General features: G+C 43.3%; 15 protein-coding genes. 7 read left to right on the plus strand and 8 right to left on the minus strand.

Going from position 1 to position 16,416, the window contains the following annotated elements:
* The first annotated feature begins 1 nt into the window (after position 1).
* From N5J47_RS10975 to N5J47_RS10990, 4 genes are all read left to right on the plus strand, one after another.
* Positions 2–661 carry an urea amidolyase associated protein UAAP2 gene (locus N5J47_RS10975; RefSeq protein ID WP_279960017.1) on the plus strand — a complete coding sequence of 220 codons (660 nt, stop codon included), beginning with the start codon at positions 2–4 and terminating at the stop codon, positions 659–661.
* A complete protein-coding gene (gene uca, locus N5J47_RS10980) occupies positions 654–4,259 on the plus strand; it encodes an urea carboxylase (protein WP_279960016.1) in 3,606 nt (1,201 codons plus the stop codon). Before N5J47_RS10975 ends, uca begins: the two co-directional genes overlap by 8 nt.
* A 625-nt stretch (positions 4,260–4,884) precedes the next feature.
* The gene (locus N5J47_RS10985) at positions 4,885–5,322 is read left to right on the plus strand and encodes a ribbon-helix-helix protein, CopG family (protein WP_267979252.1); all 438 of its coding nucleotides are present in this window, start codon (positions 4,885–4,887) and stop codon (positions 5,320–5,322) included.
* Positions 5,323–5,419: 97 nt separating this feature from the next.
* A complete protein-coding gene (locus N5J47_RS10990; protein ID WP_279960015.1) occupies positions 5,420–6,451 on the plus strand; it encodes an ABC transporter substrate-binding protein in 1,032 nt (343 codons plus the stop codon).
* 68 nt (positions 6,452–6,519) lie between these two features.
* Here the strand turns inward: N5J47_RS10990 and N5J47_RS10995 are convergent, their stop codons facing one another.
* From N5J47_RS10995 to yiaA, 7 genes are all read right to left on the minus strand, one after another.
* Positions 6,520–6,849: an SMR family transporter gene (locus N5J47_RS10995; protein ID WP_279960014.1), complete on the minus strand. Its 330-nt coding sequence runs from the start codon at positions 6,847–6,849 to the stop codon at positions 6,520–6,522.
* A gap of 11 nt (positions 6,850–6,860) precedes the next feature.
* Positions 6,861–7,748: a hypothetical protein gene (locus tag N5J47_RS11000; protein WP_279960013.1), complete on the minus strand. Its 888-nt coding sequence runs from the start codon at positions 7,746–7,748 to the stop codon at positions 6,861–6,863.
* The gene (locus N5J47_RS11005) at positions 7,748–8,749 is read right to left on the minus strand and encodes a 2-oxoglutarate and iron-dependent oxygenase domain-containing protein (RefSeq protein ID WP_279960012.1); all 1,002 of its coding nucleotides are present in this window, start codon (positions 8,747–8,749) and stop codon (positions 7,748–7,750) included. The genes N5J47_RS11000 and N5J47_RS11005 overlap by 1 nt, the downstream gene beginning before the upstream one ends.
* Before the next feature lie 75 nt (positions 8,750–8,824).
* Positions 8,825–9,703 (minus strand): ABC transporter ATP-binding protein, encoded by an 879-nt coding sequence (locus N5J47_RS11010; protein ID WP_279960029.1) that lies wholly within the window; start codon positions 9,701–9,703, stop codon positions 8,825–8,827.
* The gene (locus N5J47_RS11015) at positions 9,700–10,638 is read right to left on the minus strand and encodes an ABC transporter permease (RefSeq protein ID WP_279960011.1); all 939 of its coding nucleotides are present in this window, start codon (positions 10,636–10,638) and stop codon (positions 9,700–9,702) included. Before N5J47_RS11015 ends, N5J47_RS11010 begins: the two co-directional genes overlap by 4 nt.
* A gap of 458 nt (positions 10,639–11,096) precedes the next feature.
* Positions 11,097–11,525, minus strand: coding sequence for a hypothetical protein (locus N5J47_RS11020; protein WP_279960010.1), 429 nt, complete (start codon positions 11,523–11,525; stop codon positions 11,097–11,099).
* A 235-nt stretch (positions 11,526–11,760) separates the two neighbouring features.
* Positions 11,761–12,225, minus strand: coding sequence for an inner membrane protein YiaA (gene yiaA / locus N5J47_RS11025; protein ID WP_279960009.1), 465 nt, complete (start codon positions 12,223–12,225; stop codon positions 11,761–11,763).
* A gap of 246 nt (positions 12,226–12,471) precedes the next feature.
* On the opposite strand from yiaA, the gene prfA reads away from it, so the two are divergent.
* Together prfA and prmC are read left to right on the plus strand one after the other, a co-directional pair.
* Complete coding sequence (gene prfA / locus N5J47_RS11030) at positions 12,472–13,560, plus strand: peptide chain release factor 1 (protein ID WP_050040087.1); 1,089 nt, start codon at positions 12,472–12,474, stop codon at positions 13,558–13,560.
* Positions 13,560–14,387: a peptide chain release factor N(5)-glutamine methyltransferase gene (prmC, locus tag N5J47_RS11035; protein ID WP_279960008.1), complete on the plus strand. Its 828-nt coding sequence runs from the start codon at positions 13,560–13,562 to the stop codon at positions 14,385–14,387. The genes prfA and prmC overlap by 1 nt, the downstream gene beginning before the upstream one ends.
* Before the next feature lie 27 nt (positions 14,388–14,414).
* Here prmC and N5J47_RS11040 read toward each other — a convergent pair whose 3' ends face one another.
* Positions 14,415–15,518 carry an AraC family transcriptional regulator gene (locus N5J47_RS11040; protein ID WP_279960007.1) on the minus strand — a complete coding sequence of 368 codons (1,104 nt, stop codon included), beginning with the start codon at positions 15,516–15,518 and terminating at the stop codon, positions 14,415–14,417.
* A gap of 90 nt (positions 15,519–15,608) precedes the next feature.
* Here N5J47_RS11040 and N5J47_RS11045 point away from each other — a divergent pair, with 90 nt between their 5' ends.
* On the plus strand, positions 15,609–16,379 hold the full coding sequence (locus N5J47_RS11045; protein WP_279960006.1) for a 3-hydroxyacyl-CoA dehydrogenase: 771 nt from the start codon (positions 15,609–15,611) through the stop codon (positions 16,377–16,379).
* Positions 16,380–16,416: the final 37 nt, after the last annotated feature.

Below are 16,416 nucleotides of genomic sequence, written 5' to 3' on the forward strand. Positions count from 1 at the left end.
CATGACGACATTACAATTTCAAAACACAGTTTTAGATGAAGTCTGTCCAGCAGGCGAAGCATGGATGTGTGAAGTCAAAAAAGGGCAACTGTTTCGGATTGTCGATTTAGAGGGCAATCAGGCGGTTGATACCTTATTTATCAGCGCAGAAAATCCTGATGAACGTTATAGCGCAACCGATACCCTGACCCAAAACCAGCAAATTTATCTGGAGCAAGGCACAACTTTATATAGTAATTTTGCCCGTCCGATTGCCACCATTGTTGAGGATAATTGCGGACGACACGATACTTTGGGCGGTGCGTGTTCCTGTGAAAGCAATACTGTACGTTATGCCCATGATAAATATCCAATGCACAGTTGCCGTAATAATTTTATGTATGCGCTTGCCAAGCATCCGCTTGCCCATAAACATCAACTGAATGTGCGCCATTTAGGACCCAATATTAATTTCTTTATGAATGTGCCTGTGACGCCAGCAGGGCATTTAATGTTTGATGATGGGGTTTCCGCAGCAGGAAAATATGTCGAGATTCGGGCGGAAATGGATTTAATTGTATTAATTTCCAATTGTCCGCAACTGAATAATCCATGTAATGCCTATAACCCAACGCCTATTCAACTGATTGTTCGTGAAGCGGAGGAGTTGAGCCATGTTTAATAAAGTTCTGATTGCCAATCGTGGCGCAATTGCCTGTCGTATTATTCGTACCCTGAAAAAATTAGGCATTCAATCGGTTGCAGTGTATTCCGAAGCGGATCGGGATTCCTTGCATGTCACACTGGCCGATGAAGCGGTGTTTATTGGCGATTCTGCGGCACAGCAAAGCTATTTAAATATTGATAAAATTCTTGAGGTTGCCAAGCAAACAGGCGCACAGGCGATTCACCCTGGTTATGGTTTCCTCTCAGAAAATGCCACTTTTTGTGATTTATGCGAGCAACAGGGCATTGTGTTTATTGGCCCAACTTCGCAACAAATGCGGGATTTTGGCTTAAAGCATACTGCCCGTGAATTGGCGATTGAAAACAACGTGCCATTATTGCCAGGGAGTCAACTGCTTAAGGATGAAGCGGAAGCAATTGCTGAAGCCAGCCGTATTGGTTATCCCGTGATGCTGAAAAGTACCGCAGGTGGTGGCGGGATCGGCATGCGTCTGGTCTGGAATGAAACTGAATTGCAGGAAGCCTATCAAACGGTTTCTTACTTGGCACAAGCCAACTTTAAAGATGCAGGCTTATATTTAGAAAAATTTGTACAAAATGCCCGCCATATTGAAGTACAGATTTTTGGCGATGGTCAGGGCAAGGTATTGGCATTGGGTGAACGGGATTGCTCGGTGCAACGCCGTAACCAGAAAGTGATTGAGGAAACACCTGCGCCACATCTCAATGCTGAACAACGTAGCTATATTCAACAGGTTGCCATTCAACTGATGCAATCGGTGCACTACCGTTCTGCGGGCACGGTTGAATTTGTGATGGATACCGATACCCAGCAATTTTATTTCCTTGAGGTCAATACCCGTCTGCAAGTTGAGCATGGCGTGACTGAGCAAGTGTTTGGGGTGGATTTGGTCGAATGGATGGTCACGCTGGCCAGTGGTGACTGGGTTGCACCAACTGAACTTTCTGAGCCAAAAGGACATTCGATTCAGGTACGTCTATATGCCGAAGACCCGATCAAGAATTTCCAGCCAAGCGCAGGCTTGCTGACCAATGTGCAGTTTGATGAGGATTCACGAGTGGAGACTTGGGTTGAAACAGGTTCCAATGTTTCCTCATTTTATGACCCGATGATTGCCAAGATTATCGTTACCGCAGATGACCGTGGATCAGCAATTACGGCGATGCAAAATAGCCTAAGCAATACGGAAATTGCAGGCATCGAAACCAATCTGGAATATTTACAGAATATCGTGGATTGTGAGGTGTTTCATGCAGGTACACAGACCACACGTTTTCTGAATAGTTTTGAATGGAAAACTGAAAAAGTTGAAGTATTGCAGGCAGGTATTCAAACGGCTGTGCAGGATGTCACAGGGCGTTTGGGCTATTGGGATGTGGGAGTGCCGCCATCAGGGGCAATGGATGCGCTAAGCCTGAATGTTGCCAACCAATTGTTAGGCAATCCATTTAATACCGCAGGTCTGGAATGTACCCTGCAAGGGCCAACGCTAAAATTTCACTGTGATAGTCAAATTGCCTTAACAGGCGGTGACATGCAAGCGACTTTGGATGGTGTTGATGTTCCCATGTGGACAACCATTAATATCCGTAAAGGGCAAGTGCTGAAATGCGGGCGCATTATCACAGGATGTCGCAGCTATATCGGCATTAAAAATGGTTTAAAATTACCTGACTATTTAGGCAGCCAAGCCACCTTTACTTTGGGACAGTTTGGTGGACATGCAGGACGAAATTTACTGATTGGTGATATGTTGCCGATTTCAGCTTATCATTCCAGTGAAACCACCACATTAGAACCTGCGCAGATTCCTGATTTTACCCAGACGTGGCAAATTGCCGTGATGTATGGCCCACATGGCGCGCCTGATTTCTTTACTGCTCAGGATATTTCCATGTTCTTTGCACAGGAATGGGAAATTCATTTTAACTCCAGCCGTACGGGGATTCGTCTGGTGGGGCCAAAACCTAAATGGGCACGAATTGACGGTGGCGAAGCTGGCTTACATCCATCCAATATCCATGACAATGCTTATGCCATTGGCGCAATTGATTTCACAGGCGACATGCCAATTATCTTGGGGCCAGATGGCCCAAGTTTAGGCGGTTTTGTTTGCCCTGCGGTGGTGATTCATTCGGAATTATGGAAACTTGGACAGCTCAAGGCAGGTGATAAGGTTCAGTTTATTCCTGTCAGTTATCAGCAGGCACAGCAACTGGAACAACGTTATCAGGCTGCGTTGCAGAGTGAAAATACGGCTCAGGTTAATTTCTCTGCAAAGATTCAGGCTGAACCGATTACATTGAAAAATGCGGTATTGGCAACGCTACAACAAGGTGCAGATAAGCCAAACGTGACTTATCGTCCAGCAGGCAACCAATATCTGTTGGTGGAATATGGCGATCTGGTACTGGATTTAAACCTGCGTTTCCGTATTCATGCCTTGATGCAATGGGTCAAATCGCAAAATATTCAGGGTATTATTGACCTGACACCAGGCATCCGTTCGCTCCAGATTCATTTTAATTCGACTGTTTTAGATCAACTGGATTTATTGCGCTTGTTGCAGGTGGCAGAAGCCGAACTGCCTGATATTGAAAATATGCAGGTGCCATCCCGAACTGTGTATTTACCCCTCGCTTGGGAAGATTCACAAACGCAATTGGCAACCGAAAAATATACGCAATTGGTACGACCTGATGCCCCGTGGTGTCCTGACAATATTGAATTTATCCGTCGTATCAATGGTTTGTCATCCAAGCAGGCGGTTAAGGATATTGTTTATAGTACCTCTTATCTGGTGATGGGCTTGGGGGATGTGTATCTGGGTGCACCTGTTGCCACACCGTTAGACCCAAGACATCGTTTGGTCACCACCAAATATAATCCAGCACGGACATGGACACCTGAAAATGCCGTGGGTATTGGTGGCGCATATATGTGTGTCTATGGCATGGAGGGGCCAGGGGGGTATCAGTTTGTCGGACGGACGACCCAAGTATGGAGTCGTTATCGCCAAAACCCGAATTTTGAGCCGCATCAACCGTGGTTGCTCAGATTCTTTGACCAGATCAAGTTTTATGAGGTGTCTGAATCTGAATTGATGGCAATGCGTGAAGACTTCAAGGCAGGTCGCTTGCAATTGAAAATTGAAGAGGGTGTGCTCAATCTTAAGGAATACAATGCTTTTCTTCAGGAGAATCAGGACAGCATTCAGGCATTTAAACAGGTACAGCAAAGCAATTTTGAAGCGGAACGGCAAAGATGGCATGAAGCAGGTTTGGCGGAGTATGTTGCTGAAGATCTGGATGCAATTGTTGATGACTCAGAAATTAACATACCGAATGGGGGCATGGTGGTGGAGTCGCACATGCCAGGTTCGGTCTGGAAAATTGAGTGTGCTGTGGGTGATGTGATCGAAGAGGGGCAAACTTTGGCGGTGATTGAAGCCATGAAAATTGAAATCCCAATTGTTGCGCCAGCAAAAATGCAGGTCGATCAGATTCTGATTGATAAAGCGCAAACCGTTAAAACAGGACAGGTATTATTTACTTTGGCTCCTGTTGTATAAAATCGCTGTAATGATGCAAAAAAGCTCCATCTTGAAACATGGAGCTTTTTTTATGTTCATATTTTTAATTCTACAAAAGGATTTCTAATACTAACTGATTGAAAAAATTATTTTATCGGAGTCTTGCCGAGTTCTCATCTCATTTTCAGGATCAGCCACTACGTCTTGCACTTCACCAAAGCTTTAATCACTTTGGTTTGCTCAGGCTCGCCCTACTTTTCTTTCGGCATGAGGGGCGAAGCTCCGCAAGGGCAACCATCTTGCGCAGCTATCGCTGCTCACCGCAAAACTCGTTGACCACTGTCAGCTAGTTTAATAAATCGCAGAAACAGCATTTTATTAACGGAGTCCTGTCTCAAACAATTGCGGATGACGTTTCCGAGTATCAGGTTTTAACGTGAATTTTATATAGGATTCAGATTAATTTTATTAAAAACTGGCACAGATACTGCATTAAATATTACGAATTAAAAAATTAGTAATACTGAGGTTGCCATGAAAAAACGTCCAGTCATGAACCAGTACTTAAAAACGCTCCAGTTATTTTTAGTCAATCTGCTGACGGTAAGAGCAGGTCTATATATCAAGCAAACACCCAGCAATCTCAAGAAATAGTAGGTTGAGCATGAACAGTAAACCCAAGCTTTCACGGATCAGCATCACTGTTCCTGAAAATACAGTGGAAGCCCTAGACCAGAAGATCGTGGAAGAACACTACGAAAGCCGTTCACAGGCGATTGTGGACATGATCAATCATCATTTGATTCACCAGTACACCACTGAGAATACCGTGATGGTCGGCACACTGACGCTGTTATACCAGCGTCGCACGGCAAATATCCGTCTACAGATTGGTGATCTGCAACATCAATATCTGGAACAGGTGATTAGCTCGCTGAGTGTACAGCTTGATGCTGAAAAGATTCTGGAAGTGATGCTGCTTCAGGGCAAAAGTAATGATCTAAAACAGATCAGCCAGCAATTTATTGCACTGAAAGGTGTCATCAAGGGGCATCTGGAATTGATGGATGCCGTGATGCCACCGCTCCAGCAGAATGATTAGGGAGAAATACACACAGCAAGATGAAATACGCAATTTTAAAGTTCAGGTTCTAAATCATCATCCATATATTGATTGCATTCTATTCGGGGGTTCTATAATGAAACATGCAATGACATCCTTATCTCTTTCTGTTCTATTGAGTTTTGCTGTAACGGGTTGCGATAATTCAGCCAAAGTACCGACGGCCAGCCAGAAAGAAGAACCAAAAAATACCGCGACAACCACACCCATCACGATCGGTTATAGTGACTGGCCTGGTTTTGTCGCTTGGCAAGTGGCGATTGAAAAAGGTTGGCTCAAAGATGCAGGGCTTAATGTTGAATTTAAATGGTTTGACTATTCTGCTTCACTGAATGCCTTTGCTGCCAATCAACTCGATGCGGTACTGACCACCAATGGCGATAATCTGGTGACAGCATCAGGTGGAACTAAAGGCATGATGATCATGGTCACTGATTATTCCGCAGGCAATGACGTGATTATTGCCAAGCCAAGTATCAACTCAGTGACGGATTTAAAAGGCAAATCGGTGGCAACCGAAAAAGGTCTGGTGGATCATTTGCTTCTTTCGACTGCTTTGAGCGATGCCAAAATTCCATTAACAGACATTAAGCTGGTCAATTCTGTCACCAACGAGTTACCACAGGTATTTGCTAGCCCAGAAGTATCTGCGATTGCGGTGTGGCAACCTGTGGCAAATCAGGCCTTAAAATCTGTGGCAGGTTCAAAAATTATCTATAGTTCCAAAGATAAGCCAGGTCTGATCTATGATGGTGTATCCGTTAACATGAGCCACTTATCCGCCCATAAAGAGGAATGGAAAAAGCTGATTCAGGTCTGGGATAAAACGGTAAAATATATTAATGATCCTGCTACACATGCCGATGCCGTCAAGATCATGTCCAATCGGGTCGGGGTCGATCCTGCCCAGTATGAACAATTTGTGGGTGGCACTCATTTACTTGATTTGGCAGGCAATAAAAAAGCCTTTGTGAAAAATGACAGTTTTGATTCGGTCTATGGGTCTTCTTATCATGTAAATCAGTTTAATGTAAACAATGGCATCTATAAAACCGCCGTTGATGTGGATGGTCTGATTTATCCTGATTTGGTGAATGAATTGAAATAATCAAAGGATTGATATAAAAAATGCTTCAATGATGAAGCATTTTTTTATGCAAAAATTTATATAAAAATTTAAAGATGAGTACTTTTTGAAAAGACATTGATCACGATAATGCCTGCAATCATCATACTTAAACCAATAAATGCCGCCAGATCCAGAGACTGCTTGAAGAAAAACCAGCCAATACTGGAAATAAGAATAATCCCAGCACCCGACCAGATTGCATAGGCAATACCGACTGGAATAAATTTTAGGGTTAAGGATAAGAAATACAAGGAAATCGCATAGCCCACCGCTGTGATGAGTGAGGGCAGAGGAACGCTAAATCCATTTGAGGCTTTGAGTGCAGAAGTGGCGATCACTTCCGCAATAATTGCAATCATCAAATATAAATAGGGCAAATCAGGCTCCTTTATTCAACCACTTGAGCATTTTTAAGCAAATGATCCTGTTCCTGTTGTAACCAGTGATGGCTTGCATCAGAGGTGTTGGATTCACGTACAAACTGGAACTCAGGCTGGTACAGGTCAAGCTGAAAATAACAGCGGTAATCTTCCCCATGAATCTGGCGAATTTGCGTAATAATGCCCTGGTCATTCAATTCAAAACCAGTCAGTTGCATAGACTCACCGACACGCTGGCTTTGCGTACTATATTCAATTTTCCGACTATTGAATGCCACAGAAACCTCATAACTTTCAATTTCTGCTTCATTTATGACATGTTGTGCCAGTGCCTGATCAAGTCTGGAAAAGTCTGAAAGTTTGTCCTGAATCTGTGGCAGTCGGGATTGTGCATAGGCAATATGTTCTCCTGCCACAATCAAGCCGCCATCCATTGCATACAGTTCACCATTACCCAGATGTTGTACCTGATACAAGCGTAAACCGAGCAATGGCCCTGTATGCGACAGTTGTCGCCAGTCTTCTACATAGGCATTGGAGGGTGAAAACTCCAATAGGCAATTACCCACCGCATGTAATGTGGCAGGTTCTGGCCACTGAATCCGTGGTTGGTAGCTCTGGTGTACTTCCCATGACAGCAATTGCTGTGCATGATCCCAAACTGTGTCACCAATCCAGCCTTGTCTTTCGGTGATGGGGGTAGAGTGGGCATCTGACAGGCGTAGATCAAGGGTAAATGTTCGGGACTGAAACCAGTAAACAATGGTGTTTTCATCGGTCAGTCCATTATAAAAACTGATACTTTTACGCCTAAAACTACCAAGTAAATAATGAGGTAAGCTGACTTGCTGTAGATCAGTGGGACTTAACTGCTGCAATAATTCATTTAAATCCATTATTTTTCTCCAGTTTCAGTCAAACCAAAAGAAGAGAGTGGCATGGCATTATTCAGTTGAATTTCGTTACGTGCGATACGTTGTTTTAAATAGCTAAAAGTCTGTGCAGTCTGATTAAATAAATGTTCACCGCCTTTTAGCGGTTGATATTTTGGCACTTCATTAGGCATGACAGGCTGGATTAGATAATCATAATCACAGGAGAAAAATAAGGGGAATGAATAACGTTCTTCCTTGACCCGTTTGACCCGATGCTTGGTAGCGATATAATGCCCATTGGATAAAATTTCCATCATGTCACCGATATTCATGATCATGGTATTTTCAACCAGTGGAATATCGGTCCATTCACCTTGTTTATTGAGTACCTGCAAGCCAGGTGCAGTCGGAAATAACAGGGTAAAACACTCATAATCCGTATGTGCGCCAATGCCCATGGCATCTTCAGCATCAGGATTATAAGGATAATGAATCAGCCTGAGCTGACTTGGTGCATGTTGCAAATGTGCATCAAAGAATTGTTCTTCCAGTCCCAGAGCCAATGCAAAGGCATGAAAAAGTTGATGTCCGACGTCCTTGATATGCTGATAATAGCTCAGGACATTTTGTTTAAATTCTGCATCATCGGGCCACTGCGTTGGGCCGACCAAGGGGCGACGATTTTCGCTTGCCAGATAATCATAATTGACATCGTAGGTTTCTTTTAAATCGTAGGTATTGCTTTTAAAACGTTCCTCACCAATCGGCACATAGCCACTATGATTCTCAGACAGGCCAATATAGTTTTGCATTTTTTTCGCTTCATCCTGAGCGAAATAGCGTTGTGCAGTTTGCACCAGTTGCTGAAAGAGCGCAGGTTGTAACTGATCACCGCGAATATATAAAAAACCGACTTCACGGCAGGCCTGATCCAGTTCCTGTGCGACCTGTAATCGTTCCTCAAGCTGTGGACTGGTCAATTTTGAAATATCGACCAAGGGTAAAACATAATCCTGTTTCATGCGTCACACCATTTAGCTGGTCGTCCAGCACATAAATAAAACGCTTTGGGTCGTCCCAAAGGTTATACAAAATCTTTATTCAGCATCGACCTGCGTCATACGCGGAATTTTTGGTAAATGGGTCAGGGCAGGATCAAGTTCATCTTCCTGCGCATGCACCAGTTGATCCACCTTGTTTCTCAGGCGTTGAAACTCAGGCGTATTCATCAGTTCAGTACCGCGCGGACGGGGTAAATCCACTTCAATAATTTCCTTGATTTCGCCAGGATTGGCCTTGAGCGCCACAATACGATCAGCCAGTAAAATCGCTTCATCCATATCATGGGTCACAAAAATAATGGTGATATCAATGTTTTGCCATAAGTCCATCAAATGCCGTTGCATCTTCTGGCGGGTATGCGGGTCAAGCGCACCAAAAGGTTCATCCATCAATAAAATCTTGGGTTCATTGACCAAGGCGCGGGCAATTGCAACCCGTTGTTTCATGCCGCCTGACAGTTGATGCGGATACTGGTTTTCGTATTTTTCCAGTCCAATGATATTGATCCATTCCCGAGCCATTTCTTCGGCACGGGTGGTACTGATGCCTTTCATCAAAGGCCCAAACATGACATTTTGCTTGACCGTTTTCCATGGAAACAGGGTATAGCCCTGAAACACCATGCCACGTTCTGGGCTGGTGCCTGTGATGGCTTGTCCATCCACCAGAATCTCACCACTATGATAGGGGTCTAAACCAGCCACCACACGGCTCAAGGTGGACTTGCCACAACCTGACGGGCCAATCACACAGACAAATTCACGCTTATGAATTTTTAAATCCAGTTGATTGAGAATGGTGCGTTGCTCTTTGCCATGATGAAACACCTGTGTCAGTTGCTTTGCTTCCAGAATTACAGGACGAGCATAAATTTGTTCAAAGTAACGATCCGCATCAAATTGAGTTTCCATTATTTTGCTCCTGCTTTCCATTTGAATAGACGTTCACCGATTTTCATTAAGATCACATCGGTCACTAAACCAATCACCCCAATAATTAAAATAGCGGCATAGACATTCTCAAAATTCTGGTAACGGGCCTGCTGGGTGATAAACCATGTAATCCCCGAAGTGGCCCCGATCAATTCTGATACGATTAAATAAGTCCACGCCCAGCCCAATAACACCCGTAAATCACGGTAAATATCAGGCAGTGCCGCAGGAATCACCACATGGAACAGACTTTTGGCTTTATTGGTTCCCAGTGTATAACCCGCTTCAATCAGACCACGATCCACCATGCGAGTAGTATTGGCGATAATCAGGATTTGCTGGAATAAGGTGCCGATCACGATAATGGCAATTTTAGGTGCATCATTAATGCCCAAAATGGCAACTGCCAATGCGCCAAATGCAGGCGCAGGTAGATAACGGAAAAACTCGACAAAAGGTTCAGTCAATCGGGAAATCGTGGCAGAAAACCCAGACAAAATACCCAGTGGAATACCAATCAATGAGGAAATAAAGAAAGCGATAAAGACAATCTTGATACTATGCCAAAGACTTTGATGTAGCCACGGCGCATCAGGCTGTTGTGGTGGTGTGGTAAAGGAAGTAACCAGCGCTTTGGCTACCTCATGGGGCGCAGGCAGGTAAATTGGATTGACCAGAATCCCATTTGGCGGTGTTTTGCCTGCATCGACTGCCTGCTGTGCTTCACGATAAAAGGCATTTTTTTCAATGCGTGTGCCGACCTGTAAATAAGACACACTGCCAGAATCGGTAATTTGTACCTGTGGATGCCAGATAAAGGGCAGGTAACTGACGCAACTCCAAATCAGGATGGGAATCAGGAAAGACCCCAAACTTAACAAAAGTTTTTTCTTTTTTGACAATATTGAATCATGCATAGGTTTGTACCTATCGAGTAATACGATTTTTTAAAAACGTAATACTTGAAGCAATTTTGATGCCATTCCTGCGACTAGGATAAAGTGACTTATTTAAAGGATGGCTGATGAGAAAGCTTCATCAATTTATTGAGATTTAATTATTTATCTATTTGATTTTTATTTAATTTAAAAATTGATCCGATAAGTGAAAAATTTTCATAGTGGAAACATCAACCTGATCATAAAAATATTTATATGGCAGATTATGAAGCAGGGCGGCTCAATTCCTTATCAACAACCTATACATGCACAGAAAAAAAGCACTGAATGCCCCACCTGCAAACTTGGGTGATTCACTCGGCGCTTATTGTATCTGTATAAAAAGAAACATTATGAAGTTGATTAAATGCATTAAAATCCAATGCTCTTAGAAATTTTAATCGTAGAAAAGCGCCCAAAGGCGCTTTTCTAAAATATCAGTGATGACGATGCTTTCTTTTTTTCTTGTATTTTTTAGACTGGTAATTGTCATAGTCGCGGTCCTGACCGACTTTACGACCCAAGGCTGAACCACCTGCGGCACCCGCAGCCGCACCAATATAACCGCCTGTTGTGCCACCTACATTCTTACCAACGGTATAGCCGCCCACGCCACCTAAACCACCACCAATTGCAGCTTCAGTACGGGTACGTTTACTGCTTGCCGCAGCCGCACCACCAGCACCGCCAAGTGCGGACCCAATCATGGCACCATTGTTGCCACCAATCTCTTTACCAATTGCAGTACCCACTACACTCCCTAGTGCAGACGTTGCAGCAACACGTGTAGCATTATCAGCATGGGCTGTGGTCAATAAAGTTGAGCTTGCTAAAATCGCACCCAATAACCAAATATTCGCTTTCATTTTGACTCCATGTTCCTAGTGATAGGACATCTTTTGTAATTGAGGCAAATGTAACAAAGTTTGAGAAGAAAATTGTGGAGATGACTTCCCGAATTATTACGATTTAGTGTCTGGATTGTAGCGTTTTGTTTCGGTGAATAAATTTAAATGAGAAATACTGATGATAAAACATAGTGATAGTAAATATCGTTACCGCATAAAGGAAGCTCCCTGATTGAACTTCTTTAAGCTAAATTTAATCTTGCTGTTCATCTCTTGATGAGTCCTCTATTTTTAACTGGCGAGGATTTAATTCAGTTTGCAGGCGTAGATAATTTAAGTCACGGATATTCTTTTGCGTGGCAACTACACCGAATAAACTCATCATAAAAGACATGATATAAAAGCCTTTTTCGCTCATCAGCATGTCAGCATTCCATAGGCTGATCAATAATAATACGATACACACCGCCATAGAGACCCAGCACAGTCCATAATAAATGGCAGTCACAGGAATATCCTCCAGTTTATCACGTACTGTTTTCTGCAAAGATGCTGCCGAAAATAGTCCATATAGCAAGATAACAAAATAATAGCCTTTTTCGTGTAATGGTATATTGGCATTCCATAGCCCAATCATGAATCCGACTGCTCCAGCAAGTAAAGCAACCCAACTTGCCGCAATAAATGCGGAGGTTGGACGATTAATAAAATTATTCATACCTATTATCCTGTTGTTTTATCTTTCTATTTGTCCCTAATTACTTATATCGGAGCATAAATCCGAGAACAAGTGTCCACAACCAAAACTGAACAATTTATGATGAAATGATGGCGAATGGGTAAGTTAGCCCGTTTCTCTATGTCTTTTAAGCCCCAGAATCTGTACACTATGCGCAATTTTTTAATGTTAATTGTGCGGTATATGTTTCATTCGCACAAACCTGAATTTTGAGATATTTCGCCCATGAAAGCATCACTCCGCTTAAGACTGGATCAACTTTGTGATCGTCATGAAGAGCTGACTGCATTACTCGCTGATGTAGAAGTGATTTCGGACAATAAACGTTTTCGTAAACTGTCCCGTGAACATAATGACTTAACTGAAATCACTGAGGTTTGGGGTAAATATCGTCAGGCTGAGGAAGATATTGAAACAGCCGAGATGATGAAATCTGATCCAGATTTCAAGGACATGGCAGAAGAAGAAATCAAGGCCAATAAAGAGCTTTTGGTGGAACTGGAAGATCAACTGAATGTGTTGATGATTCCAAAAGATCCAAATGATGCCAATGCGGCCTATCTGGAAATTCGTGCGGGAACAGGCGGTGACGAAGCTGCGATTTTCTCAGGTGATTTGTTCCGTATGTATAGCAAATATGCTGAAACACAAAGTTGGCGTATTGAAGTGCTTTCTGAAAATGAAGGCGAGCATGGTGGTTATAAAGAAATTATTTGCCGTATTGATGGCGAAGGCGTCTATGGTCGTTTGAAATTTGAGAGTGGTGCACACCGTGTTCAACGTGTACCTGCGACTGAATCTCAAGGTCGTGTACACACCTCAGCGTGTACCGTTGCGATTCTGCCAGAAGTGGATGTAGATACCACAGTTGAAATCAATCCCGCCGATCTGCGCATTGATACCTATCGCGCATCAGGTGCAGGTGGTCAGCACATTAACAAAACCGATTCTGCGGTGCGTATTACTCACATTCCATCAGGTGTGGTGGTGGAATGTCAGGAAGAACGTTCTCAGCATAAGAACAAAGCCAAAGCGATGGCGTTGTTAGTATCACGTCTGGAAAATGCAAAACGTGCGGCGGCTGATGCAGCAACCTCTGAAATGCGTCGTGATCTGGTGGGTTCAGGGGATCGTTCTGAGCGTATCCGTACCTATAACTATCCGCAAGGACGGATGACGGATCACCGTATTAACCTGACTCTGTATAAACTGGATGCGATTATGGAAGGTGATTTAACTGAATTGCTGGATAGCCTGCATCGTGAATATCAGGCAGATCAGTTGGCAATGCTGGCACAGGAAAATGGCGGCTAATGAATATTGCTCAGGCTTTAGAGATGAAAGGCGAAATTGATAGCTATGAACGTCAGGAAGCTGCTTGGCTACTTGAGCATATTATAGGTGTCAGTGTTTTGGAGCTTAAATTTAGGCCTGAGCAGGAATTGACAGAAATTCAGCAGCAAACTTATTTGGATGGGCTGGCCCGAATTGAACAGGGTGAGCCTTTGGCCTATGTCACAGGGTCACAACCATTTTGGACGCTGGATTTAAAAGTCACCCATGACACTTTAGTGCCACGTCCTGATACTGAAATTCTGGTGGAAACGGTTTTAAATCTTCCGCTTGCTCAAGATGCCAATATTGTTGATCTAGGCACAGGCACAGGCGCAATTGCATTGGCGCTTGCCAGTGAGCGCCCGCAATGGCATGTCACGGCAACCGATATTTATCAGCCAACACTGGATGTTGCCAAAGAAAATGCATTAAAGCATGGGTTATCTCAGGTCAGGTTCGCCTGTGGTGCTTGGTTTGAAGCCTTGGATCAACAAAAGTTTGACCTGATTGTCTCCAATCCACCCTATATCGATCCTGATGATATCCACATGCAAAAGCTGAAATCTGAACCTGAACGGGCGTTGATTGCAGCCAATCATGGTTTGGCGGATATTGAAACGATTATTAGTCAAGGCAAAGACTGGTTAAAGCCAAATGGCTGGATTGCCCTCGAACATGGTTATGATCAAGGGCTGGCAGTCCGTGATATCTTTGAGCGGTACGGTTTTAACCAAATCCAGACCATTCAGGATTATGGTGACAATGATCGGGTTACACTTGCACAGTTATTATTCTTAATAGATTAAAAATCTATTTAAGGATTTTCAACAGGATTATAAGGAACCCATCACAGTTTTCTTGAGTGTCTTGGCACGATAAGCCCCTGGACTGACACCTGTCCATTTTTTAAAGGCGCGGTGAAAGGCACTTGGGTCATGAAAGCTGAGATCATCACTGATATTCTGAATGGAATCATTGGTTTTGCTTAAACGCTCAATGGCAATATCACAGCGAATATCATTTTTAAGTTGCTGATAACTGACACCCTCCTGTTTTAGGCGTCGCTGAATGGTTGCGGTTGACATATTCAACTGCTGGGCAATATCTTTTAGCTCAGCCCAGTCAGACGGTGGTTGTAATAACAGTTGACGACGAATTTGCAGGCTTAAGGAATTTTCATTCTTAAAACGGACGATCAGGTTATAAGGCGTATGCTTAAGAAAATCATTCAATGCCTGTTTATCTTTCTTAATTTTATGCTTGAGATAATGTGCATCAAACTCAATTCTATTGAGTTCAGCATTAAACTGGATATTTTCACAAAAACGCACCCGATAATCCTGTATTTCTACAGGTTGATGGCATTTAAACGTCATTTTCTGAAAATGGATACGCTGGTCACTCAGCCAGCACATCAGGCTATGCACCAGCATTAAGAACGTGGCATAACTAAACATACGTTTCGGTTGTTCACGGTCATGCAGGATCAAAAAAGCCTTTGAACCTTGCTGAACCAGTTCACCTTGAATGTCATCTAAAACCAAAGCTAAAAATCTGAGGATTTCCTCAATCGCCTGTTGTAAGGTTTCAGTGTTGAACGCCAGTTTTGCCAAGAGCTTATAACTGCCACGACGCATGGGATGAGCATCCATTCCCAGAAACTCATCATTCATGCTTTCTGCAAGCTCAACCCATAATTGTGCGCACTGGGCCACAGGAACACGTGCTTTGGTTGAGGTCAACAGTTCTGCTGAAATTCCAGCCTTATTTGCAATATGGACAATATTTAAACCCCGACTTGCGGCAACACTCAACGCTTCACGAATCAAGGCATTTGAGATCGTGTCTTTGGTAGAGTTATGGTCTGGATTTTGATTCTGGATCATACGCAAATGAAGTAGGGAAGAATAAATAGGATGAATGCTCAAAAGTCGCATCAAATTTGCTACTTTTTGGAATTGTATCGGAAAAAGCTTGCCTTTACTCTCACTTATAAAAATTTATCGTTCATTTAACAGGAAATTTACATGAAAATTCAAGGAAAACATTTTGTTATTACAGGCGGTGGCTCTGGTTTGGGAGCAGCAACCGCAGAATATTTAGTTGAAAAAGGCGCATCAGTTACGCTGGTTGATATGAATGTTGAAGCAGGCGAACAACAGGCACAGGCATTGGGTGAAAAGGTTGAGTTTGTAAAGCTGGACGTGACTGATGAACAGGCAGCGGAACAATTCTTTAAAGATGCCGTTGCCAAGCATGGCAGTTTACATGGTTTGGTCAATTGTGCAGGCATTGGCCCATCTGCAAAAGTCATTGGTAAAGAAAGTGTTCATGATTTGGCAATGTTCTCTAAAACCTTGCAGATCAATGTAACTGGTACATTTAACATGCTACGTTTTGCTGCTGATGCCATGAGTAAAAATACCGTTGAGGCAGGTGATGAAGACCGTGGTGTGATTGTCAATACGGCCTCGGTTGCGGCTTTTGATGGTCAGATTGGTCAGGCTGCCTATTCAGCTTCAAAAGGTGCGGTGGTTGCCATGACCTTACCGATTGCCCGTGAATTGGCACGCCATGCAATCCGTATTATGGTGATTGCACCTGGCATTATGGAAACACCAATGTTGAAAGGTTTGCCACAAAATGTACAGGATGCTTTGGGGCAAATGGTGCCTTATCCATCACGTTTGGGTCGTCCTGAAGAATTTGCGCGTTTAGTTGCACACATTGCTGAAAATTCATATCTGAATGGTGAAGTGATTCGTCTGGATGGTGCAATTCGTATGGCTGCTAAATAAGATTTAAGATTGTGAAAAGTAGAAAAGCGATGGAATA

It is taken from the genome of Acinetobacter sp. GD03645 (genome assembly GCF_029845285.1).
Lineage (GTDB): Bacteria > Pseudomonadota > Gammaproteobacteria > Pseudomonadales > Moraxellaceae > Acinetobacter > Acinetobacter corruptisaponis.

Coding starts and splice junctions, on each gene's coding strand:
- yiaA (WP_279960009.1), bottom strand. CDS start 12,225: ATGAATAATTTTATTAATCGTCCAACCTCCGCATTTATTGCGGCAAGT.
- N5J47_RS11040 (WP_279960007.1), bottom strand. CDS start 15,518: ATGCGACTTTTGAGCATTCATCCTATTTATTCTTCCCTACTTCATTTG.
- N5J47_RS11020 (WP_279960010.1), bottom strand. CDS start 11,525: ATGAAAGCGAATATTTGGTTATTGGGTGCGATTTTAGCAAGCTCAACT.
- N5J47_RS11045 (WP_279960006.1), top strand. CDS start 15,609: ATGAAAATTCAAGGAAAACATTTTGTTATTACAGGCGGTGGCTCTGGT.
- N5J47_RS11005 (WP_279960012.1), bottom strand. CDS start 8,749: ATGAAACAGGATTATGTTTTACCCTTGGTCGATATTTCAAAATTGACC.
- N5J47_RS10975 (WP_279960017.1), top strand. CDS start 2: ATGACGACATTACAATTTCAAAACACAGTTTTAGATGAAGTCTGTCCA.
- prfA (WP_050040087.1), top strand. CDS start 12,472: ATGAAAGCATCACTCCGCTTAAGACTGGATCAACTTTGTGATCGTCAT.
- uca (WP_279960016.1), top strand. CDS start 654: ATGTTTAATAAAGTTCTGATTGCCAATCGTGGCGCAATTGCCTGTCGT.
- N5J47_RS10985 (WP_267979252.1), top strand. CDS start 4,885: ATGAACAGTAAACCCAAGCTTTCACGGATCAGCATCACTGTTCCTGAA.
- N5J47_RS11015 (WP_279960011.1), bottom strand. CDS start 10,638: ATGCATGATTCAATATTGTCAAAAAAGAAAAAACTTTTGTTAAGTTTG.
- N5J47_RS10990 (WP_279960015.1), top strand. CDS start 5,420: ATGAAACATGCAATGACATCCTTATCTCTTTCTGTTCTATTGAGTTTT.
- prmC (WP_279960008.1), top strand. CDS start 13,560: ATGAATATTGCTCAGGCTTTAGAGATGAAAGGCGAAATTGATAGCTAT.
- N5J47_RS11000 (WP_279960013.1), bottom strand. CDS start 7,748: ATGGATTTAAATGAATTATTGCAGCAGTTAAGTCCCACTGATCTACAG.